Origin of the sequence: Lutibacter agarilyticus, from assembly GCF_900188235.1 — a bacterium.
In the GTDB taxonomy this organism is placed as follows: Bacteria; Bacteroidota; Bacteroidia; order Flavobacteriales; family Flavobacteriaceae; genus Lutibacter; species Lutibacter agarilyticus.
Window position 1 is genome coordinate 237,639 of record NZ_FZNT01000001.1, and the last position, 23,052, is coordinate 260,690.

The following is a 23,052-nucleotide window of genomic DNA, read 5'->3' on the forward strand; positions in this document are numbered from 1 at the left end:
TTTATGTTTTTTGAATTAAAAAATTGTTTTATCTTTAATAGCAGACAAAAATAAATTTATTTAATTAGATATTTGTTAAACTAAGCTAAAAAGTAAAACAAAAATTATTATAATTGTGTGAAAAAGAAAATAACTTAAGTAAGAACGCGTTATTTGTTGACAATTAATTTTTTAAAAAAGAATGAACAAAAAAGATATTGATATACACAAAGCCCTAAAGCAATATTTTGGTTTTTCAAAATTTAAAGGGTTACAAGAAGGAGTGATTAAAAGTATTATGAATAATGATGATACTTTTGTTATAATGCCAACAGGAGGTGGGAAATCGTTGTGTTACCAATTACCTGCATTAATTAAGGATGGTACAGCTATTGTTGTATCTCCATTAATTGCATTAATGAAGAATCAAGTTGATGCTATGCGAGGAATTTCATCTCAACATGGAATTGCGCACGTATTAAATTCGTCATTAAATAAAACGGAAGTAGCCCAAGTAAAAGGCGATATAGAAAAAGGAATTACAAAGTTATTATATGTAGCTCCAGAATCCTTAATAAAAGAAGATTATATTGAGTTTTTACAAGCTCAAAATATTTCATTTGTAGCCATTGATGAAGCACATTGTATTTCTGAATGGGGACATGATTTTAGACCAGAATACAGAAACCTTCGAAATATTATTCAAAAAATTGATGATGTACCTATTATAGGTTTAACAGCTACCGCCACTGAAAAGGTACAGGAAGATATTTTGAAAACCTTAGGAATGTCAGATGCTACAACATTTAAAGCTTCGTTTAACAGGCCAAATTTATTTTATGATGTACGCCCTAAAACCAAGAATATTGACGGAGATATTATTCGTTTTATTCGTGGTCATGCTGATAAATCGGGCATTATTTATTGTTTAAGTCGTAAAAAGGTTGAAGAAATAGCACAACTATTACAAGTAAACGGTATAAAAGCGGTTCCTTATCATGCAGGCTTAGATGCTAAAACAAGAGCAAAACATCAAGACATGTTTTTGATGGAAGACATTGATGTTGTAGTTGCAACAATTGCTTTTGGTATGGGAATTGACAAGCCAGATGTTCGTTTTGTAATTCATCATGATATTCCAAAAAGTTTAGAAAGTTATTATCAAGAAACTGGAAGAGCTGGTCGTGATGGTGGCGAAGGTTATTGTTTGGCATATTACGCATATAAAGATATTGAAAAGTTAGAAAAATTTTTATCAGGAAAACCAATTGCCGAGCAAGAAATTGGAAATGCTTTATTACAAGAAGTTGTTGGCTATGCTGAAACTTCGATGTCTCGAAGAAAATACTTATTGCATTATTTTGGAGAGGAATTTGATGATGTAAATGGTTTAGGTGCTGAGATGGATGATAATGTTGTAAATCCAAAGAAAAAACATGAAGCTAAAAGCGATTTAAAACTTTTGTTAGAAGTTGTTAGAGATACCAAAGAAAAATACAAATCTAAAGAGCTTGTAAATACACTTATAGGAAGGGTAAATGCTTTGTTGAAATCTCATAAAACCGATGAACAATCATTTTTTGGTTGTGGTAAATATAAAGAAGGTAGTTACTGGATGGCTTTAATTCGACAGGCACTAGTGGCAGGTTTTATTAGAAAGGAAATAGAACAATACGGAGTTGTTAAAATTACAGAAAACGGTTTAAAATATATTGATACACCTACATCATTTATGATGACGGAAGATCATATATATGATGAAACCGATGATCCAAGTATTGTAACAAATAGCAAAAAGGCTGGAGCAGCTTCAGATGAAGTATTAGTAAAATTATTGAAAGAACTACAAAAGTCTGTAGCAAAGAAAAATAAAGTACCTCCTTATGCTGTGTTCCAAGAAACATCTTTAGAAGATATGGCGCTTAAATATCCAATAACAATGGATGAGCTAAAGAATATTTATGGTGTTGGTGAAGGAAAAGCTCGAAAGTTTGGAAAACCATTCTTAGATTTGATAGCAAAGTATGTGGAAGAAAATGATATTTTGAGACCTGATGATTTTGTTGTAAAGAGTACAGGTGTTAATTCTGGGTTGAAATTATACATCATTCAAAATACAGATAGAAAGTTGCCGCTTGAAGATATTGCAAAGGCTAAAGGTTTAGAATTTGCAGATTTAATTGAGGAAATGCAACGTATTGTTTATAGTGGTACTAAAATTAATATAGACTATTGTATAGACGAGTTGTTAGATGAAGAGCAACAAGAAGAAATTTATGAATATTTTATGGAATCTGACAGTGATAGAATACAGGATGCAATGGATGAATTTGATGGTGATTATGATGATGATGAATTGCGTTTAATGCGAATTAAATTTATTAGCGAAGTAGCAAATTAATTATAAAATAACTTGTTTCAGAATCTTATAATGTGGATAACCAATGATTATTAAATAAAAAACTCCGAAGAAAATAGCTTCGGAGTTTTTTATTTATGCTAAAATAGCTACGATCATTCCTACTAAAATTGCAATAAATTTTAATAAATTAAATTTATGATCTTTTGAAGTTTCAAACAAAATAATGGTTGAAATATGTAAAAACACACCAATTATAATGGCTGATATTTGTGTTTTGTAAGTAACTAATAAAGGGATATTTTCTCCAGCCAAGCTTCCTAAAGGAGACATTAACGAAAAAAGCACTAAAAATAAGATTGAGTTTTGTTTTGAAATGTTTGATTTTACAAAAAACGTACCTAAAATAATGGCAATAGGTACTTTATGAATTACAATAGCCCAAAGTAAATGGTCGTGATGGTGATTGTTGGCTAAAGGAATTCCTTCCATAAATGAATGTAAACATAAGCTTATAAATAAAGCCCAAGGAAAAACAACATCTTGTTGTACATGAATATGTCCGTGTTCAGCACCTTTTGAGAAAAAATCAAGAATGAGTTGCAACAATAATCCAATTAAAATAAAGAGTCCAATGGATTCATTATGCGTATGATAAACTTCTGGTAATAAATGAAGTATGGTAATTGATAGTAAGTAAGCACCACTAAAAGCTAATAGTAATTGTACAGTTTTTGTACTTGGTTTTAGACCAAAAACAATAACCACACCTACTAAAACGGATAATATAAGTACTATATAGGTCATTCTAAAACTAAAATTAAACGATCTGAAGTTTTTGAATCAAAATCAGCTAACTGATAATTACCAAAAATATGCTTTATTTTGAAACCAACACTATGAATATAGCTATTGATTTTTTCTAAATTTAAACTTTTTACTTTTTCAAAGAAAATATGCTGCGCGCCATCGGCTTCAAAACGTATTTCTTTAACTATAAATCCTTTTTCTAGATAACGTGAAATATGAAAAGTTATGCCATCAATAGTTTGTACTTCATTAGGTACTAAATTAGCAGTTACTTTTTCAGCATTCATAAAATCAATAACCGCAATTCCGTTAGGTAATAAACCGTTTTTTATATTTTGAAGAATAGCTATATCTTCTTTATCATCTTCAAAAAAGCCAAAACTTGTAAATAAGTTTAAAATAGCGTTGTATTTATTTTTGAAAGCATTTCGCATGTCGTGTTCAACAAAATGCAGTCGGTCATTTTCAAATTTTTTAGCAAGTTGTATGCTATTTTTAGATAAGTCTGCTCCAACAACATTGTAACCTAAAGAATTTAAATAAATAGAGTGACGCCCTTTTCCGCAGGCCAAATCTAGTAATAAATCGTCGCTATTAAATTGTAAAAGTGACACCAAATTTCGCATAAATTCCTGTGCTTCGGTATCATCTCGGTGCTTGTATAGTATGTGGTAGTAATTGGTGTCAAACCAAGATACAAACCAATCTTTGTTTATTGTCATTGTCAAAAAAAATAGTTACAAAAATAGTGAATTGAAATAATTATAAGCGTGTTTATTATAGGTTTCTTCAATTTTTAAAATAAGAAGTTCTTTTAGCGTTTCTAAATTGAGTACTTTTGCAGAAAATAAGTATAGATGAATCATAATTTTAAAATGGTTGCCACCACAATGTTTGGTTTAGAAGAAGTTTTGGCAACCGAACTTAGAAATTTAGGAGCTCAAGATGTTGAAGTAGGGGTTCGTAACGTTTCTTTTTTAGGCGATAAAGGTTTTATGTACAAAGCAAATATTGCTTTGCGTACAGCCATTAGAATATTAAAACCTATCAAACGTTTTAAAGTTTTTGATGAAGACGATTTGTACAAGAAATTAATGCAAATGGAGTGGGAGCGCGAAATGACCGTTGATTCTACTTTTGCTATTGGAGCAGTTGTAAATTCAAAACATTTTACAACCAACTCGCATTATATTTCGCTAAAATCCAAAGATGCAATTGCCGATTATTTTCGTCATAAATACCATAAAAGACCCAATGTAGATGTGCATCATCCTGATGTGAAAATTCACGTACATATTTTAAACGATTTGTGTACGGTTTCTTTAGACAGTTCAGGGCAATCGTTGCATAAAAGAGGGTATAGAACGGCAACAAATATTGCACCAATTAATGAAGTTTTGGCGGCAGGATTGGTATTGCTTTCTGGTTATACAGGTGATTGTAATTTTATTGATCCTATGTGTGGTTCGGGAACCATATTAATTGAAGCGGCTATGATTGCTAATAATATTCCGGCAAATATCAATAGAAAAGAATTTGGTTTTGAACTTTGGAAGGATTTTGATGAAGATTTATTCTTTAAAATTCAAGAGGTGTTGTTGAAGAAAATCCGTAATTGTCATTTTAAAATTATGGGATTTGATAAGGCACCTTCTGCCATTCAAAAAGCAAATGATAATATTAAAAATGCAAATTTAACCGAATTTATAGGTGTGCACCATGTAAATTTCTTTAATTCAATGAAAGAAGTTTTTGGAGCAACTACTATTTTGTTCAATCCACCTTATGGTGAGCGTTTAAACATTGATGTAAAAGAATTTTATAAAAGTATTGGGGACACTTTAAAGCAGGGATATCCCGATTCTACGGTTTGGTTTATAACATCAGATTTAGAAGCTCTAAAGCATGTAGGCCTAAAAACTTCAAAAAGAATTCCTATCAAAAATGCCGATTTAGATTGTCGTTTTGTACGTTATGATATGTATGCAGGTAGTAGAAAGGCTTCAAAAAATAAGCCAAAACAGATAGAAAATACAGAAGAAACTACTGAAAGTGAATCTTAAAAGTAAGTTTATACCATAAAAAAAAACTGTTTAAAGAGTCTTATAACTTTTTAAACAGCTTTTTTATTTAGTACTATTTATAACGTTCTTCTTGATGTTGAAGCTACCGTTCTTTTATTATTTTTGGTTGAAACAGGTTTTCTAGTATATTCTTTTTTTGATCTAGCATTTACAGTACTTTCTTTTTTGTTTGAAGTGCTGCCTTTTCTATTTTGCATATTAGCTGAAGAACTTCTAGTTTCAGCATATTTTTTATTTACAGCAGTTGTTTTTCTCTTGTCGAAATTACGGTTAGAACCACTTCTTGTTGAAGTTGAGCGTTCAGTATTTCTGTGTTGAATATTTGCTGTTTTTCTATTGTTGTTTGTTGTGGCTCTATTGTAATTTCCACGTTCATTTTTAAATAAATCAGTAGCTTTTACCTGGTTTCTACTGTTGTTTGTAACATTGTTTTCTTTTCGTTTTGGAACTGAATTTGTTGCAAAACGTTGTCTGTTTTCGTGGCTTTTATAATTGTTGTATTTGCTGTTATTTCCACGTTTTTTATAGTTGTTATTTTTAATGTAATACTTGTTTTTAGAGTGCTCTCTATGATAAGCATACCGTTGAGCTTTGTAATGATTACGGTAGGGTTTGTAGCTTACAACTCTATAATCGTAACAAGGTCTTGTAAAATAATTATGGTAAGGATGATAAGCGTAATTTCTATTATAGCGATTCACATAACCTCTGTAATAAGCATAATTTCCATAGTTGTTATAGTAAATATGCATACCGCCTAAACGTACCAACCTACCGTTTGTATAATTGATGTTTATTGATCCAACTTGTGAAATTCGTCCGTAATAATCGTAATATACAGGGGTGTTTTCTATTTGAATTACTGCTCCAAAACGATCGTATTGTACATAAGCATCGTAATTATACCCAGCGTTAAAACTAATGTTAACACCATTGTTATAATAGTTGGCGTTAAAATTATTGCGATGATTCAAATAAAAATCAAATTCACCATTTTGAAAAACAGAAAATGTAATACCGCTTTCTACAAAAGTAAAAGCATTTCCTAGTCTGTTGTTATAATTATTTGTTGTGGCGTTATTAGAAGCATATGAATTACCAAAGCCAAGTAATAAAAGTGTTACGAATGTAAGTAGTGATTTTTTCATAATTAAATAGTTTTAAAGGGTTCGTATTAAAAAGTTGTGGTTAGCTTTTGTGCTTCATATAAAACAAACAACGTGCCAAAATTAATAATAAGAAGCAATCAACTGTTAATCAGTATTGTATAAAGTTTTTTGTTTATTTGTTTAATTTAATATGAATACAATATTCAAATAAGTATTTTTGTACATATTAATAATTGTAACAATTTTTAACGCTATTCATTATATAAACGTCATATTGCCCATTCCTTTGCAAAAGGAATTCACCTATAAAATTACAGCTGCTGAAGCCGATTTTTTACAAAAAGGAATGCGTGTAGCTGTTGAATTTGGAAAATCTAAGGTGTACACTGCATTGGTACATGAAATTCATGAAATTGCACCTGAAGGGTATGAAGCAAAAGAGATTCATCAAATTTTAGATGAAACACCTATTGTGAATGAACTGCAACTACAACACTGGGCGTGGATAGCAAAATATTATATGTGCTCTTTAGGCGATGTGTTTAGAGCCGCGTTGCCTTCGGCTTTTTTATTAGAAAGTGAAACAGAAATATCTTTAATTTCCGATTTCAAAGGTGAAAATGAATTAAGCGATAATGAATTTTTAATTGTTGAAGCATTGCAACACCAAGCACGTTTATCTATTCATCAAATTATGGAGATAGTTGGAAAGAAAAACGTTTTTCCAATTATTAAAGAATTATTAAATAAAGAAGTTATTAGTATAAAAGAACAAATTTATGAGCAATACAAGCCTAAATTGGTTAAATATATTCAATTAACTTCAACTTGGAATACGCCCGAAAAATTACCTGAATTATTAGAATTGGTAAACAGGGCAAAAAAGCAACGCGAAGCGGTACTTACTTATTTTCAACTACAAGCATCAAAAAAGCCCATTAAAGTAACGCAATTACAAGAAGCTTCAAATACTTCTGCGGCAGTTATAAAATCGTTGGTTGATAAAGATATTTTTGAATATTATTTTATTCAAAAAGACCGAATTGAATTCAACGGGAAAACTTCAGAAATAAAAACATTAAGCGAGCATCAACAAATTGCCTATAATGAAATAACAACCTCTTTTGAAACCAAATCAACAGTGTTGTTAAAAGGAGTTACCAGTAGTGGTAAAACCGAAATTTATGTAAAATTGATAAAAGAGTTGTTAGAAAGTGGTAAACAGGTATTGTATTTATTGCCTGAAATTGCACTTACTACACAGTTAATAGAGCGTTTACAGCATTATTTTGGAGCATATTTATCGGTTTTTCATTCAAAATATTCAATGAATGAACGTGTTGAAGTTTGGAACAATGTGTTGCAAAACAAACAAAAAGCACAACTAATTATTGGAGCGCGTTCTTCGTTATTTTTACCTTTTTCAAACTTATCGTTTGTAATTGTTGATGAAGAACATGAGCCTTCATTTAAACAATACGATCCTGCTCCAAGGTATCATGCAAGAGATGCCGCCATTGTTTTAGCCAACTTACACAAAGCAAAAGTTTTGTTAGGTTCGGCAACACCAAGTATAGAATCCTTTTACAATGCGCAACAAGGAAAATATGGTTTTGTAGAGTTAAATAGGCGTTTTGGAAATGTTTTATTGCCCGAAATTGAATTGGTTGATATTAAAGAAAAGCATCGAAAGAAAAGAATGAAAGGTCATTTTTCTGATCGTTTGTTAATTATGATTCAGGAAGCTTTAGATGAAAAAGAACAAGTTATTTTGTTTCAAAATCGACGTGGTTTTGCACCTGTTGTTGAATGTGAAACTTGTGGAGTTTCACCGCAATGTCCGCAATGTGATGTAAGTTTAACGTTTCATAGTTACAGAAAAGAATTACGTTGCCATTATTGTGGATACCGACAGGCAATGCCGCATAATTGTGGTGCTTGTGGAAGCAATAAATTGAATACCAAAGGTTTTGGAACTGAGCAAATTGAAATGGAGTTGCAAGAGCTTTTTCCTGATCATAAAATTGGTAGAATGGATTTAGATACCACGCGTGGTAAATATGGCTATCAAAAAATAATTGGTCAGTTTCAAGCCCAAGAAATTGATATTTTAGTGGGTACGCAAATGCTTTCAAAAGGATTGGATTTTGCAAATGTTTCTTTGGTTGGTATTTTAAATGCCGACAATATGTTGAATTTCCCAGATTTTAGAGCACACGAAAGAAGCTACCAATTAATGGTACAAGTTTCAGGTAGGGCTGGTCGCGATAAAAAACGAGGAAAAGTAGCCATTCAAACCTTTAATCCGTACCATCAAATTTTGCAACAGGTTTCTACCAATAGCTATGATGTTATGTACAAAGAGCAGTTGGAAGAACGTTGGCAATACCATTACCCACCTTTTTACAGGTTGATAAAAATAACCTTCAGACATAAAGATTTTAATAGGGTAGAAGAAGGTGCCAATTGGTTTGGGAAATCATTGACAAGCATGTTTAAAGACAATGTTTTAGGGCCTACAACACCAGCAGTTTCTAAAATACGAAACTACTATATTCGACATATTATTATAAAGATACCTCAAAAGCAACATTTAGCAGCTACTAAAAAAAATATTATTCGTGTTAAAAATGCATTTCAATCGGTAAAAGAATTTCGACCAATAAGATTGAATATTGATGTTGATAATTATTGATACTACAGGATTTCAAATTTAAATAAAGGTTATGAATTATGGGAACTCATTTAAATTCACATTCCCAATCGTAAATAAATATTATTTATTTTTGAATAAAGGCTTGTCTTCTTGATATTAAATTGTACTTTTGCAGCCTTAAAAGTAAATTTAAAAAAGAAAATTATGAATCATTACGAAACTGTTTTCATTTTGAATCCCGTTTTATCTGATACTCAGATAAAGGAGACAGTAAAGAAGTTCGAAGACTATCTTGTTTCCAAAGGTGCCGAAATGATCTCAAAAGAAGATTGGGGGCTAAAAAAATTAGCTTATACAATTCAAAACAAAAAAAGTGGATTTTACCACTTATTTGAGTACAAAGTAGATGGACAAGCAATTACTCCATTCGAATTAGAGTTCAGAAGAGATGATAGCGTTATGCGTTATTTAACTGTAGGTTTAGATAAACATGCTGCTGCTTGGGCTGAAAAGAGAAGAGTAAGAAATAACGCATCTAAAAAATAAAAGTTATGTCTATAGAACAACAAGCAAAAGGAGGAAAACAAGGTGATGTTCGTTACCTAACTCCATTAGATATTGACACTAAACAAGTAAAAAAATACTGTCGTTTTAAAAAGAACGGTATCAAATATATTGATTATAAAGATGCTGATTTCTTATTATACTTAGTAAATGAGCAAGGTAAAATTTTACCTCGTCGTTTAACTGGTACATCATTAAAATTTCAACGTAAAGTTTCTGTAGCTATTAAAAGAGCGCGTCACTTAGCTTTAATGCCATACGTTGGTGATATGTTAAAATAAAACTGAAAGGAATCATGGAAATTATATTAAAACAAGACGTTGAAAACTTAGGTTTTATAGATGATGTAGTAACTGTAAAAAATGGTTACGGACGTAACTACTTAATTCCTCACGGATTTGCAGTATTAGCAACTAGTTCAGCAAAAAAAGTATTAGCAGAAACTTTAAAGCAAAGAGCTTTTAAAGAAGAAAAACTAATAAAAGATGCTACAAAAATTGCAGATGCAATTAAAGAATTAGAAATCAAAATCACAGCTAAAACAGGTGACGGTACTAAATTATTTGGATCAGTAAATAATGGTAATGTAGCTGAAGCTTTAGCTAAAGCAGGTCAAGAGGTTGATAAAAAATTCATTAAAGTTGAAGGTGGAAACATTAAGAGACTTGGTAAATACAACGCAACAGTTCGTTTACACAGAGCTGTAATTGTTGAATTACCTATTGAAATTATAAGTGAAGCTAACTAATTAATTAGTTGCTTAACAATATTAAAGAGACTCACTTTTATAGTGGGTCTTTTTTTATGTTTATTATTCTTTGGATTATGTAACTAAAATATTGTTTAAGGTAGTTTATCGTTATTTTAAAAGTTTAATTTGGATTGCGTTATTCTTTCTAAACACAGAAAATATAGTATATTTGAACCGCTCTTTTGAGCAATTTTTATGATTATTTATGAAATACAGACAACTTACTAAAGAACAGTTTTTAGAATTACACAAAGAATTTGCTGAATTTTTAGCGACACAACAAATTGATGTGAAGGAATGGGAAACCATTAAAACAGAGAAACCAAAAATGGCTGATGATGAGTTGAATATATTTAGTGATATTGTTTGGGAAGATGTGTTAAATAAAACCGAATATATTGAGCATATTTCAGCAAATCATATCAACTTGTTTAAATGCAATTCTAAAGAAATTATTCGGATTTATATTCGATTAAATGATGTTTCAAAGAGTTTTTTAAATGAAGAAGATTTTAATTGGTTTATGCAAAATCCGTTAAGTGACTCAATTGAATACTTTAAAGCTGTTAAAAAATATCAAAAAGAAAGAAATACGGAGCTTTTTGTATTGATTGAAATGGGTGGTCAAATTACAAAAGGAAGTTTGTTTATTTCAACAAGTCAATTAATTCAGTAACCACTTTTGGCACACCTGTTGAAGCAACTTCATTAATAATTGTTAAGTTATTAAAGCTGTTTTTAGCAATAGACGGTTTAGGATCTATAAAATAGATGGGCGTATTTTGCTGAATATAATTTACTAAATTGGCTGCAGGGTACACTTGCATTGATGTTCCTACAATAAGTAATACATCGGCTTCAGATACAATTTCAATTGCAGTATCTAACATTGGTACTTCTTCTCCAAACCATACAATATGCGGTCTTAATTGAAAATTTTCAGCACAAACGTCGCCAATATTTAAGTCTTTTTTCCAAGGGTAAATTAAATTCTTATTTTTGGTGCTTCTTACTTTTAATAATTCTCCGTGTAAATGGGTAATGTTTGCATTTCCTGCACGTTCATGTAAATCATCAACATTTTGGGTAACAATATTTACTTCAAAGTGTTTTTCTAATTCAGCTAAGGCTAAATGACCTAAGTTAGGCTGCACATTAAATAATTGTGCACGTCTTTTATTGTAAAAGTCGAGTACTAAATTTTGGTCATTTTCCCATCCAATAGGTGAGGCTACTTCCATAACGTCATGACCTTCCCATAAACCATTGGCATCTCTAAATGTTTTAATGCCGCTTTCAGCACTAATACCAGCTCCAGTAAGAACAACAATTTTCTTCATAATTCAAAAGTAAAATTTTATCTTTGAAAAAATAATATATTTTAATGGTAGATCATAAATTTATTGAATATTTAGAAGATTTTGTAACAGATAAAAGAAAAAACTTATTTAAAAAAGTGTTAAATGATAGAACTCGTCATTTCACGGTAGCTATTGAAGATATTTTTCAGCCTCATAATTCTAGTGCAATTGTTAGAAGTTGTGATATATTTGGAATACAAGATTTGCATGTAATTGAAAGTAAGTATGAGTTTTACGCTTCAAACCAAGTAGCAAAAGGTGCCCAAAAATGGATTGATTTTTCGTTATACAATAAGCAAGATGCCAATAATACATTAGCGTGTATTGATGATTTAAAGAGCAAAGGCTACCAAATTATTGCAACTACACCACATAATGAATCGTGTTATTTACAAGATTTTGATATCAGTAAAAAGTCGGCTTTCTTTTTTGGGGTTGAAAAACAAGGCTTATCTGAACACGTAATGAACAATGCCGACGGGTTTTTAAAAATACCAATGGTTGGTTTTACTGAAAGCTTGAATATATCGGTAGCAGTAGCTATTATTCTTCAAAGTTTAAACGATCGCTTAAAAAAATCGGATATTGATTGGCAATTATCAGATTTAGAGAAAAGTGAAATTTATTTAAAGTGGTTGAAGAAAACTATTAAAAGCATCAAAAAAATTGAAGCACATTATCACGAGAAAATTGCTATTCAACAGTAATTTTATCTATAATAGCAGTAGAGTCACAATTTTTAACAATAAGCTCTATATTTTTTAGTTCTTTAGAACCTTTAATACTGTATTGATACATACAACTATCTAGCTTTATTTTATTTCCTAAATCCACATTTCCGCTGTTTAATATTTTTGAAACAGTAGTAGTGTCAAGTTGGTAATAATGCATTGTAGCTATGGCTTCTTTAGAGAAAACACGTTCTTTTGTTCTAAGTGTTTTTAGTACACGAGCATTTGGACCATAATCAAAAGTGGTATTTTTTTTACCAAAAATAAAAATAACGATAATAATTCCGATAGTTAACCCTCCTAAAAAAAAAGGTAAGCGTTGTTTAAAAGTCATAGTTTACAAAAACAATAAATTAATATCCCGGTATGGTAAGTTAAACCAATCTGCTACGGTTTTATTTGTTAAAATACCGTGGTAAAAATACATTCCTTTTTGCAAACTTCTATCATAACGTGCCGCATTTTCAAAACCGCCTTCTTCAGCAATACTTAAAAGGTAAGGTGTGAAAATGTTACTTATTGATACTGAAGCTGTTCTAGAGTACCTTGAAGGTATATTTGGTACGCAATAATGAATAACACCGTGTTTGGTAATGGTTGGGTTTGCGTGTGTTGTAACTTCAGAAGTTTCAAAACAACCACCCCTGTCTATACTAACATCAACAATTACGGCGCCATCTTTCATTTTTTCAATCATACTTTCAGTAGCAATAATTGGAGATCTTGATACACCTCTAATAGCTCCAATGGCAATATCACAGCGCATTAAAGCTTTTTGTAAGGTTTTTGGCTGAATAGTTGAAGTATAAATTGGATGTCCTAAGCGTTGTTGTAACGTGCGTAATTTGGTTAAAGAATTGTCGAAAACTTTTACACGAGCACCCAAACCTATGGCAGATCTAGCTGCAAATTCACCAACAGTTCCTGCGCCTAAAATAACTACTGAAGTAGGAGGTACGCCATTAATGTTTCCCATTAACAACCCATTTCCACCGTTTACAGTACTCATTAATTCAGCGGCAATTAAAATAGATGCTGTTCCTGCAATTTCACTTAACGATTTTACAACAGAATAAACACCGTGTTCATCTCTAATATAATCAAAAGCAATGGCAGTAATTCGTTTGCTAGCCAATGCTTCAAAATATTTTTTGGTTTGTGTTTTTAATTGTAGCGCAGAGAATAACGTACTTTGTGGATGAATCATTTCAATTTCATCCAACGAAGGTGGTTCTACTTTTAAAATAATTTCACAACCAAATGCTTCTTTAACATCGTAAGAAATTTTTGCTCCAGCTTCAGAATATTGTGAGTCTGAATAATTTGCGCCATCACCAGCACCCGTTTCAATCACAAATTTATGTCCTTGCGCTGTTAATGCCGCAACGGCATCAGGTGTTAAGCAAACACGTTTTTCTTGATAATGGGTTTCTTTAGGTATGCCTATAACCAATTCACCTTTTTGCCGAATAATTTCAAGGGTTTCTTCTTGTGGTATTAGTTCTTGATGACTAAATGGTGAAGTAATTTTTTTACTCATTATTACTAAGTTCTATGGTTCGTAGTTGATTTTCGTTCGCTGTAATGGTAATTGTTACAGCATTTAAAGGTAGTAAATTTTCAACTTTATTTGGCCATTCAACTAAACACCAACTATTACTGTAAAAATATTCTTCTACTCCCATATCTAAAGCTTCTTCTTCATCATTAATTCTGTAAAAATCAAAATGAAATACTTTTTCATTATTTTTAGTATGATATTCGTTTACTAATGAAAAAGTTGGAGAACTTACGTTATCAGCAACACCCAACTGTTTTACAATTTCTTTTATTAAAGTTGTTTTACCAACCCCCATACTTCCATAAAAAAGCAATACGTTGTTTTTTGCATTTTTAATTACTTCGGAAGCTATTTTAGGTAATTCGTCTAAAGTATAGTTTTTAGTCATACTTAATGCTCTTATTTTTTAGTTAACCAATATTCTTGTCAAAATATATTTTAGTTATTTTTAACAATAATACAAATAAACAATATAAGTTACTTAGGAACAAATATAGCGCACGGAATAATCATTTCTTCCAATGAAATTCCTCCATGTTGGTAGGTGTTTTTATAATATTTTACAAAATGATTGTAATTATTTGGGTAAGCGAAAAAATAATCTTCCTTAGCAAAAATAAACGAACTACTCATATGTATAGAAGGTAGTTTAATGTCTTTAGGATCTTTAACCGCAAATACTTCTTTTTGTTCGTAGGTTAAACTTCGGCCTGTTTTATAGCGTAAATTAGAACTGATATTTTTGTCACCAATAACTTTTGAAGGCACTTTTGAGTTTATAGTACCGTGGTCTGTAGTTATAATTAATTTCATACCTAATTTTTGCGCCTTTTGAATCATTTCTAACAAAGGAGAGTTTACAAACCAACTGTTAGTTAACGACCTATAAGCTTTATCATCGCTAGCCAATTCTTTAATAACTTCCATTTCAGTTTTGGCGTGTGAAAGCATATCTACAAAATTATACACAACAACCGTTAAATCATTTTCTTTTTCATTGTTGAAATTATCGGCTAATTGTTTTCCGTTTTTAAGTGTTGTTATTTTATGGTAGCTAAATTTTAGATCTTTTCTTAGGCGTTGTAATTGCGCTTGTAAAAATTCTTCTTCATGTAAATTTTTACCTCCTTCATCCGTATCATCTTTCCAAAGCGTTGGATGTTTTTGAGCCATTTCTAAAGGCATTAAACCAGAGAAAATTGAATTTCGAGCATATTGAGTTGCAGTAGGTAAAATACTAAAATAAGGAATTTCTTCTTGTTTTTTATAGAATTTATTAATGGTTTTTTCAATAATATTAAACTGGTCGTAACGTAAATTATCAATTACTACAACTAAGGTTCCGTTAGATTTTGATATTTCTGGTAGAATTAATTTTTTGAATAAATTATTGGAAAGGATAGGAGCGTTATCTTCATCATTCACCCAATCTATGTAGTTTTTTTTAATGAATTTAAAAAACAAAGAATTGGCTTCTTGCTTTTGACTTTCCAAAATTTCAACCATTCCAGTATCGCTAATATTTTCGAGTTCTAATTCCCAATACACTAATTTTTTATACACATCAATCCATTCTTCATAAGAATTTACCATTGCTAAATCCATCGCAATTTTTCTAAATTCTTGTTGATAATTGGAAGTTGTTTTTTCTGAAACCAACCTAGAGTGATCTAAATTCTTTTTTAAACTTAATAATATTTGATTCGGATTTACAGGTTTTATTAAGTAATCTGCAATTTTATTACCAATAGCATCTTCCATAATATATTCCTCTTCACTCTTGGTAATCATTACAATAGGTAAATTAGGAAGTTTACTTTTTATTTCAGTCAATGTTTCTAAACCACTCAACCCTGGCATATTTTCATCTAGAAAAACGATGTCGTAATTATGTTCGTCACACATATCAATAGCATCAGCACCGTTGGTACATTTTGATACAGAATACCCCTTTTTTTCTAAAAAAAGAATGTGTGGTTTTAATAAATCTATCTCATCATCAACCCATAAAATGTTTATCTCACTCATATTGTTATCTTTGTAGTACTTTTAAAATAAAATAGTTTTGACCGAAAAAAAAACGAACAAACTCAAAATATTAAACGACCCAATTTACGGTTTTATTACGATTCCTAATGCTTTAATTTACGATTTGATAGAACATCCTTATTTTCAACGTTTAAGGAGGGTGTCACAAATGGGATTATCACATTTAGTGTATCCAGGAGCGCATCATACCCGCTTTCATCATGCTATTGGATGTATGCATTTAATGCAAAAAGCGGTCCAAATATTACAATTTAAAGGTGTAGAAATTTCCGAAGATGAAGCAAACGCAGTTTATATTGCAATTTTATTACACGATATTGGTCACGGACCTTTTTCACATGCCTTAGAACAAAGTATTGTTACAGGCATTCATCACGAAGCTATTTCATTAAAATTCATGGAAGCTTTAAACGTTGAATTTGATGGACAATTAACATTGGCTATTCAAATTTTTAAGGGTAATTACCATCGTAAGTTTTTATATCAATTAATAGCTAGTCAGTTAGATATGGATCGACTAGATTATTTAAAACGTGATAGTTTTTATACAGGTGTTGCTGAAGGAAATATCAACTCTGAACGTTTAATTGTGATGCTAAATGTAAAAGACGATAAATTAGTTGTTGAAGAAAAAGGAATTTATTCTGTAGAGAAATTTATTGTAGCGCGCAGATTAATGTATTGGCAGGTTTATTTACATAAAACAGGTTTGGTTGCCGAAAAATTATTGGTAAAAGTATTAAAACGTGCTAAAGAATTGGTTTCTAAAGGTGTTAAACTGCCAGCAAGTAAAGCATTTACATATTTTCTAGAACACCAAATTAACAATGATAACTTTACGTTTAAAACCTTAAAAACATTTTCAAGATTAGATGATTATGATGTGTTATCTGCAATTAAAGAGTGGATTGCTAATGAAGATATGGTGCTTTCTAAACTTTGCGAAACTTTAATAAACAGACAGTTGCCTAAAGTTATTATTCAAAACACACCTTTTTCTGAATTAGAAATTAATGAGGTAAATAATAATGTGAAGGAGGCTTTTAATCTTTCAACTGAAGAATTAGATTATTTTGTGTACTATGGAGAAATAAGCAATCAAGCATATGATTCAACCCAAAATAATATTCAAATTTTGTTTAAAAATGGTGATATAAAAGACATTACAGCAGCTTCTGACCACCTTAATATAAAGGCTTTATCAAAACCTGTGTATAAGTACTACATGTGTTACCCAAAGAAATAGGTAGAATTGAAGTTTTTTTTTACTTTTGTAGACAATGAAATTTAAAGCAAGTCAAATAGCAGAAATTTTAGAAGGAGAGGTTATTGGAGATGAAAATGCAGAAGTAAACCAGCTTTCTAAAATTGAAGAAGGGGAAAATGGATCATTAACTTTTCTATCAAATCCAAAATACACTGAATATATTTATACAACTAAGGCTACTATAGCTATTGTAAATAAAGATTTTACACCTGAAAAAGAAATTATAGCAACACTTATTAAAGTTCCAGATGCTTATAAAGCATTTTCAAAATTACTAGAGTTTTACAACCAAGTAAAAATGAACAAATCTGGAATAGAGTCTCCCTCGTATATTAGTGATTCTTCAACAATTGGAGAGAATTTATATTTAGGTGCTTTTGCATACATTAGCAATAATGTTATTATTGGAAATAATGTAAAAATTTATCCAAACGCTTATATTGAGGATAATGTGAAAATTGGTGATAATACTATTATTTTTGCAGGAGCTAAAATTATGTCTGATACCGTAATTGGAAATAACTGTGTTATTAATTCAGGTGCAATTATAGGAGCAGATGGTTTTGGTTTTGCGCCTAATGAAAAAGGAGAATACAGCAAAGTTCCTCAAATTGGAAATGTAGTTATTGAAGATAATGTTGATATTGGTGCTGCAACTACTATTGATAGAGCAACTTTAGGCTCAACAATTATTAGAAAAGGAGTAAAGCTCGACAATCAAATACAGATAGCGCATAATGTTGAAATTGGGAAAAACACAGTAATTGCCTCACAAACAGGAATTGCAGGTTCTTCAAAAATAGGAGAAAATTGTATGTTAGGAGGGCAAGTGGGTATTGCAGGGCATTTAACTGTAGGTAACAATGTGCGTATTCAAGCGCAATCTGGAATAGGAAGAAATATAAAAGATAATGAGGTAATACAAGGGTCTCCAGCATTTGGGTATTCAGACTGGAACAGATCTTATGTGTACTTTAAAAATTTACCAAAATTGGTAAATAAAATAAATCAACTAGAGAAGGAACTAAAAGCTATTAAAAATCAAGATGAGTAACAATCAAAAAACAATTAAAAATGAAGTAACGCTTTCTGGCGTTGGTTTACACACAGGTAATAAAGTCACAATGACTTTTAAACCTGCTCCTGTAAATAATGGATATGTATTTAAAAGAATTGATTTAGAGGGAGAGCCTATTATTGAAGCAAGTGCAGAATACGTTATCAATACACAACGAGGAACGAATCTTGAAAAAAGAGGAGTTGTTATAAATACTTCAGAACACGTATTAGCAGCTGTTGTAGCTTTAGACATCGATAATATTATTATTGAAGTTAATGCTCCAGAACCACCAATTATGGATGGTTCATCAAAACATTTTGTAGAGGCGCTTGAAGAAGCAGGAATTGAAGAGCAAAATGCAAAAAGAGAAGAATACGTTGTTAAAGAAATTATTTCATTTAAAGACGAAGAAACTGGAAGTGAAATTATTTTAATGCCTTCTGATGAGTACCAAATAACAACAATGGTTGATTTTGGGACGAAAGTTTTAGGTACTCAAAATGCTACATTAAATTCACTATCAGAGTTTAAAACAGAGATTTCAGACGCAAGAACATTTAGTTTTTTACATGAATTAGAAATGTTACTTGATCATAATTTAATTAAAGGAGGCGATTTAAATAATGCTATTGTATATGTAGATAAAGAAATATCTGAAGCTACAATGGTAAAATTAAAAGAAGCTTTTAATAAAGAAAACCTTACCGTCAAACCTAACGGAATTTTAGATAATTTAACATTGCGTTGGGCAAATGAAGCTGCTCGTCATAAATTGTTAGATGTTATTGGTGATTTAGCCTTGGTTGGTACTAGAATAAAAGGTAAAGTTATAGCAAACAAGCCAGGTCATTTAGTAAATACATTGTTTGCAAAAAAATTACAAAAAATTATTAAATTAGAAAAAAGGAATTATGTTCCTAAATTCGATTTAAATCAACCACCTTTAATGGATATTCATCAAATTATGAATATTCTTCCACACAGACCACCTTTCTTACTAATAGACAGAATTATTGAATTATCTGATACCCATGTGGTTGGAATGAAAAATGTGACAATGAATGAAGAATTTTTTGTTGGACATTTTCCAGGAGCACCAGTAATGCCAGGTGTTTTACAAGTTGAAGCAATGGCACAATGTGGTGGTGTTTTAGTATTAAGTACAGTACCAGATCCAGAAAATTATTTAACGTATTTCATGAAAATGGATAATGTTAAATTTAAGCAGAAAGTATTACCTGGTGATACTTTAATATTTAAAGCTGAATTAATAACTCCAATTAGACGTGGAATTTGTCATATGCAATCGTATGGTTATGCGAACGGAAAATTAGTTGTTGAAGCTGAATTAATGGCGCAAATTGCCAAAAAACCAAAAGAATAATGAATCAACCATTAGCTTACATACATCCAGGTGCAAAAATTGCTACAAACGTAGTTGTTGAACCTTTTACTACAATTCATAATAATGTTCAAATTGGTTCAGGTACTTGGATTGGTTCTAATGTTACCATTATGGAAGGTGCTCGAATTGGAAAGAATTGTAGAATTTTTCCAGGAGCAGTTATTTCAGCAATTCCACAAGATTTAAAATTTGACGGAGAAGATTCCCTAGTAATTATAGGAGATAATACAACAATTAGAGAATGTGTTACTGTTAACAGAGGTACCAAAGCGTTAGGTAAAACTCAAATAGGAGATAACTGTTTAATTATGGCAACATCACATATTGCACACGATTGTGTAATTGGTGATAATTGTATTTTAGCCAATGGTTCTGTAATTGCAGGGCATGTTACTGTAGGAGATTTTGCAATTTTAAGTGGTTTAGTTGCGGTACATCAATTTATTCATATTGGTCAACACGCGTTAGTTTCAGGAGGGTCATTAGTTAGAAAAGACGTTCCACCATTTACAAAAGCAGGTAAAGAGCCTTTATCTTATGTTGGTATAAATTCAATAGGATTAAGAAGAAGAGGTTTTGATACTGAAAAGATTAGAGAAATTCAGGATATTTACAGAATTTTATATCAAAAAAACTACAACAATTCTCAGGCTTTAGGTAAAATTGAAGCTGAAATGGAAGCAACAAAAGAAAGAGATCAAATTATTCTATTTATAAAAAATTCTCAAAGAGGAATTATGAAAGGATATACAGGTAGCTAATAATTAGCTATTTTAATTAATTATTTATACAAAATAAATGGCAACAACATCAGATATTAGAAATGGTTTATGTATTAGACATAATAATGATATTTTTAAAGTAGTAGAATTTTTACACGTAAAGCCAGGAAAAGGACCTGCTTTTGTAAGAACCAAATTAAAAAGTTTATCTACAGGTAAAGTATTAGATAATACATTCCCTGCAGGAAGAAAAATTGAAGATATTAGAGTTGAAACTCAAAAATTTCAGTATTTATATCCTGAAGGAGATGATTTTCATTTTATGAATACTCAAGATTATAATCAAATTACCTTACAAAAAAATGTTTTAGATGCTCCAGAGCTTTTAAAAGAGGGAGAGGTTGTTACAATTATTGTAAATACGGAAGATGATATGCCACTTTCAGTAGATATGCCTTTAAGTGTTATTTTGGAAATTACACATACTGAACCTGGTGTAAAAGGAAATACAGCTACAAATGCTACTAAACCAGCAACAGTTGAAACTGGTGCTACTATAAATGTTCCATTATTTATTAATGAAGGTGATAAAGTAAAAATTGATACAGCTAAAAGTGCTTATTTAGAGAGAGTTAAAGAATAGATTTATTTATGAAGTTTCCTCGTGTTTATACTTTAAAAGAAATAGCAGAGCTTACCGGAGCAAAAGCTGTAGGACCTGAAAGTTACCCCATTTCTGGATGCAATGAAATTCATGTAGTTGAGCCAGGGGATATTGTTTTTGTTGATCATCCTAAATATTATGATAAAGCACTGCAATCTAAAGCTTCAGTAGTTTTAATTAATAAAAAGGTAAAATGTCCTGAAGGAAAGGCTTTATTAGTTTCTAAGGACCCATTTTCTTGTTTTAATAAACTAACAACTTTTTTTAGTGCTTTTCAACCAGCCATTAAAAGTATTGCTGATACTGCTAAAATAGGAGTCAACACAATTATTCAACCAAATGTATTTATTGGAAACAATGTAGCTATTGGAGATAATTGTGTAATACATCCAAATGTAATTATTTACGATAATTGCCAAATTGGTAATAATGTAACAATTCATGCAGGTACAAGTATTGGTGCCGATGCTTTTTATTATAAAAATAGACCTACTGGATACGATAAATTATTATCTAGTGGAAGTGTTGTAATTGAGGATAATGTAGATATAGGTTCACTTTGTACTATTGATAAAGGTGTTTCAGCAAATACAACAATAAAAAAAGGAACTAAAATTGATAATCAGGTACAGGTTGGACATGATACAATTATTGGCGAAAATTGTTTAATAGCCTCTTTAGTAGGTGTTGCAGGTTGTTGTATTATTGAAGATAACGTAATCCTATGGGGACAAGTAGGAACTAATAGTGGTGTTACTATTGGTAAAGGAGCTGTAATACTTGGTCAGAGTGGTGTTGCAAAATCTTTAAAAGGAGGAAAAACGTATTTTGGAACTCCTGCAGGTGAAGCCCGAAAAAAGCTGAAAGATATTGCGGAAATCAATCAGTTTCTTAGAGATCAAAAAAAAACATAATTTTTTTTAATCAAAACATTTAAAAAAATTACATTTGTAATAAAGCATAAACTAACTAAATAAATATTTTTAAATGAGCGTTTTAGTCAATAAAAATTCAAATATAATTGTACAAGGTTTTACAGGTGGTGAAGGAACTTTTCATGCATCTCAAATGATAGCGTATGGAACAAATGTAGTTGGAGGGGTTACACCAGGTAAAGGTGGTCAAACTCACTTAGATAAGCCTGTATTTAACACAGTACAAGAAGCCGTTGATAAAGTTGCTGCTGATACATCAATCATATTTGTACCGCCAGCTTTTGCTGCTGATGCTATTATGGAAGCTGCTGCTGCCGGAATTAAAGTAATTATTTGTATTACTGAAGGAATTCCTGTAGGAGATATGGTAAAAGTAAAAGCTTATATTGAGAATAAAGATTGTAGACTTGTTGGTCCTAACTGTCCAGGAGTTATTACTCCAGGTGAAGCAAAAGTTGGTATTATGCCAGGTTTTATTTTCAAAAAAGGAAATGTAGGTATTGTTTCAAAATCTGGAACATTAACGTATGAAGCTGCTGATCAAGTTGTAAAACAAGGTTACGGAATTACAACAGCTATTGGTATTGGTGGTGATCCAATTATTGGAACAACTACAAAAGAAGCTGTTGAATTATTGATGAATGATGACGAAACAGAATGTATTGTTATGATTGGTGAAATTGGTGGCCAGTTAGAAGCTGAAGCTGCGCGTTGGGTAAAAGCCAATGGTAATAAAAAACCAGTAGTTGGTTTTATTGCTGGACAAACAGCACCTAAAGGTAGAACAATGGGACATGCAGGTGCTATTGTTGGTGGAGCTGATGATACGGCGCAAGCTAAAATGAAAATATTAAGTGAAAATGGAATTCATGTTGTTGATTCTCCAGCTAAAATTGGAGCTAAAGTAGCTGAAATCTTAAAATAATAAAACAAGCAATCATATGAAAAGCTTCCTAGTTTGGAGGCTTTTTTTATACAATTGTGT

23 protein-coding genes are annotated in these 23,052 nt (G+C 30.9%); 15 read left to right on the forward strand and 8 right to left on the reverse strand.

Annotation, left to right across the window (positions count from 1 at the left end):
* Positions 1–181: 181 nt before the first annotated feature.
* Positions 182–2,380 (forward strand): RecQ family ATP-dependent DNA helicase, encoded by a 2,199-nt coding sequence (locus CHB67_RS00850; protein ID WP_089379845.1) that lies wholly within the window; start codon positions 182–184, stop codon positions 2,378–2,380.
* Positions 2,381–2,473: 93 nt separating this feature from the next.
* On the opposite strand, the gene CHB67_RS00855 is transcribed toward CHB67_RS00850, so the two are convergent.
* Both CHB67_RS00855 and CHB67_RS00860 read right to left on the reverse strand, forming a co-directional pair.
* Positions 2,474–3,145, reverse strand: a complete 672-nt coding sequence (locus CHB67_RS00855) for a ZIP family metal transporter (RefSeq protein WP_089379846.1) — start codon at positions 3,143–3,145, stop codon at positions 2,474–2,476.
* Positions 3,142–3,870 carry an SAM-dependent methyltransferase gene (locus tag CHB67_RS00860; RefSeq protein WP_089379847.1) on the reverse strand — a complete coding sequence of 243 codons (729 nt, stop codon included), beginning with the start codon at positions 3,868–3,870 and terminating at the stop codon, positions 3,142–3,144. The genes CHB67_RS00855 and CHB67_RS00860 overlap by 4 nt, the downstream gene beginning before the upstream one ends.
* A 135-nt stretch (positions 3,871–4,005) precedes the next feature.
* On the opposite strand from CHB67_RS00860, the gene CHB67_RS00865 reads away from it, so the two are divergent.
* Positions 4,006–5,211 (forward strand): THUMP domain-containing class I SAM-dependent RNA methyltransferase, encoded by a 1,206-nt coding sequence (locus CHB67_RS00865; RefSeq protein WP_089379848.1) that lies wholly within the window; start codon positions 4,006–4,008, stop codon positions 5,209–5,211.
* A 77-nt stretch (positions 5,212–5,288) separates the two neighbouring features.
* On the opposite strand, the gene CHB67_RS00870 is transcribed toward CHB67_RS00865, so the two are convergent.
* Positions 5,289–6,380 carry a hypothetical protein gene (locus CHB67_RS00870; protein WP_089379849.1) on the reverse strand — a complete coding sequence of 364 codons (1,092 nt, stop codon included), beginning with the start codon at positions 6,378–6,380 and terminating at the stop codon, positions 5,289–5,291.
* A 178-nt stretch (positions 6,381–6,558) separates the two neighbouring features.
* Here CHB67_RS00870 and priA point away from each other — a divergent pair, with 178 nt between their 5' ends.
* The 5 genes from priA to CHB67_RS00895 all read left to right on the forward strand — a co-directional run bounded on the left by priA (position 6,559) and on the right by CHB67_RS00895 (position 10,988).
* Positions 6,559–9,036 carry a replication restart helicase PriA gene (priA, locus tag CHB67_RS00875; protein ID WP_245813387.1) on the forward strand — a complete coding sequence of 826 codons (2,478 nt, stop codon included), beginning with the start codon at positions 6,559–6,561 and terminating at the stop codon, positions 9,034–9,036.
* A gap of 165 nt (positions 9,037–9,201) precedes the next feature.
* Positions 9,202–9,543, forward strand: coding sequence for a 30S ribosomal protein S6 (gene rpsF, locus CHB67_RS00880; RefSeq protein WP_089380203.1), 342 nt, complete (start codon positions 9,202–9,204; stop codon positions 9,541–9,543).
* Positions 9,544–9,548: 5 nt separating this feature from the next.
* Positions 9,549–9,842, forward strand: a complete 294-nt coding sequence (gene rpsR / locus CHB67_RS00885; RefSeq protein ID WP_089379851.1) for a 30S ribosomal protein S18 — start codon at positions 9,549–9,551, stop codon at positions 9,840–9,842.
* Positions 9,843–9,856: 14 nt separating this feature from the next.
* The gene (gene rplI, locus CHB67_RS00890; protein WP_089379852.1) at positions 9,857–10,309 is read left to right on the forward strand and encodes a 50S ribosomal protein L9; all 453 of its coding nucleotides are present in this window, start codon (positions 9,857–9,859) and stop codon (positions 10,307–10,309) included.
* Between the two features lie 208 nt (positions 10,310–10,517).
* The gene (locus CHB67_RS00895) at positions 10,518–10,988 is read left to right on the forward strand and encodes a DUF6495 family protein (RefSeq protein WP_089379853.1); all 471 of its coding nucleotides are present in this window, start codon (positions 10,518–10,520) and stop codon (positions 10,986–10,988) included.
* Here the strand turns inward: CHB67_RS00895 and CHB67_RS00900 are convergent.
* On the reverse strand, positions 10,960–11,652 hold the full coding sequence (locus CHB67_RS00900; RefSeq protein ID WP_089379854.1) for an SIR2 family NAD-dependent protein deacylase: 693 nt from the start codon (positions 11,650–11,652) through the stop codon (positions 10,960–10,962). The two genes, CHB67_RS00895 and CHB67_RS00900, sit on opposite strands and share 29 nt — an antisense overlap.
* Before the next feature lie 44 nt (positions 11,653–11,696).
* Between CHB67_RS00900 and CHB67_RS00905 the strand changes: the two genes are divergently transcribed.
* Positions 11,697–12,380, forward strand: coding sequence for a TrmH family RNA methyltransferase (locus CHB67_RS00905; protein WP_089379855.1), 684 nt, complete (start codon positions 11,697–11,699; stop codon positions 12,378–12,380).
* Here the strand turns inward: CHB67_RS00905 and CHB67_RS00910 are convergent.
* The 4 genes from CHB67_RS00910 to porX form a co-directional block, all read right to left on the reverse strand.
* Positions 12,367–12,738, reverse strand: coding sequence for a hypothetical protein (locus CHB67_RS00910; protein ID WP_089379856.1), 372 nt, complete (start codon positions 12,736–12,738; stop codon positions 12,367–12,369). The two genes, CHB67_RS00905 and CHB67_RS00910, sit on opposite strands and share 14 nt — an antisense overlap.
* A gap of 3 nt (positions 12,739–12,741) precedes the next feature.
* Positions 12,742–13,944: an alanine dehydrogenase gene (locus CHB67_RS00915; RefSeq protein WP_089379857.1), complete on the reverse strand. Its 1,203-nt coding sequence runs from the start codon at positions 13,942–13,944 to the stop codon at positions 12,742–12,744.
* On the reverse strand, positions 13,937–14,353 hold the full coding sequence (gene tsaE, locus CHB67_RS00920) for a tRNA (adenosine(37)-N6)-threonylcarbamoyltransferase complex ATPase subunit type 1 TsaE (RefSeq protein ID WP_089379858.1): 417 nt from the start codon (positions 14,351–14,353) through the stop codon (positions 13,937–13,939). Before tsaE ends, CHB67_RS00915 begins: the two co-directional genes overlap by 8 nt.
* 89 nt (positions 14,354–14,442) lie before the next feature.
* Positions 14,443–15,993 (reverse strand): T9SS response regulator signal transducer PorX, encoded by a 1,551-nt coding sequence (gene porX / locus CHB67_RS00925; protein ID WP_089379859.1) that lies wholly within the window; start codon positions 15,991–15,993, stop codon positions 14,443–14,445.
* Positions 15,994–16,030: 37 nt separating this feature from the next.
* Between porX and CHB67_RS00930 the strand changes: the two genes are divergently transcribed.
* The 7 genes from CHB67_RS00930 to sucD all read left to right on the forward strand — a co-directional run bounded on the left by CHB67_RS00930 (position 16,031) and on the right by sucD (position 22,992).
* A complete protein-coding gene (locus tag CHB67_RS00930; RefSeq protein ID WP_089379860.1) occupies positions 16,031–17,260 on the forward strand; it encodes an HD domain-containing protein in 1,230 nt (409 codons plus the stop codon).
* 34 nt (positions 17,261–17,294) lie between these two features.
* On the forward strand, positions 17,295–18,335 hold the full coding sequence (lpxD, locus tag CHB67_RS00935) for a UDP-3-O-(3-hydroxymyristoyl)glucosamine N-acyltransferase (RefSeq protein WP_089379861.1): 1,041 nt from the start codon (positions 17,295–17,297) through the stop codon (positions 18,333–18,335).
* Positions 18,328–19,725 (forward strand): bifunctional UDP-3-O-[3-hydroxymyristoyl] N-acetylglucosamine deacetylase/3-hydroxyacyl-ACP dehydratase, encoded by a 1,398-nt coding sequence (locus CHB67_RS00940; RefSeq protein WP_089379862.1) that lies wholly within the window; start codon positions 18,328–18,330, stop codon positions 19,723–19,725. Before lpxD ends, CHB67_RS00940 begins: the two co-directional genes overlap by 8 nt.
* Positions 19,725–20,507, forward strand: a complete 783-nt coding sequence (gene lpxA / locus CHB67_RS00945; protein WP_089379863.1) for an acyl-ACP--UDP-N-acetylglucosamine O-acyltransferase — start codon at positions 19,725–19,727, stop codon at positions 20,505–20,507. Before CHB67_RS00940 ends, lpxA begins: the two co-directional genes overlap by 1 nt.
* Positions 20,508–20,544: 37 nt before the next feature.
* A complete protein-coding gene (gene efp / locus CHB67_RS00950) occupies positions 20,545–21,111 on the forward strand; it encodes an elongation factor P (protein ID WP_089379864.1) in 567 nt (188 codons plus the stop codon).
* An 8-nt stretch (positions 21,112–21,119) separates the two neighbouring features.
* On the forward strand, positions 21,120–22,046 hold the full coding sequence (locus tag CHB67_RS00955) for a UDP-3-O-(3-hydroxymyristoyl)glucosamine N-acyltransferase (protein ID WP_089379865.1): 927 nt from the start codon (positions 21,120–21,122) through the stop codon (positions 22,044–22,046).
* Between the two features lie 73 nt (positions 22,047–22,119).
* Positions 22,120–22,992: a succinate--CoA ligase subunit alpha gene (gene sucD, locus CHB67_RS00960; RefSeq protein WP_089379866.1), complete on the forward strand. Its 873-nt coding sequence runs from the start codon at positions 22,120–22,122 to the stop codon at positions 22,990–22,992.
* Positions 22,993–23,052: the final 60 nt, after the last annotated feature.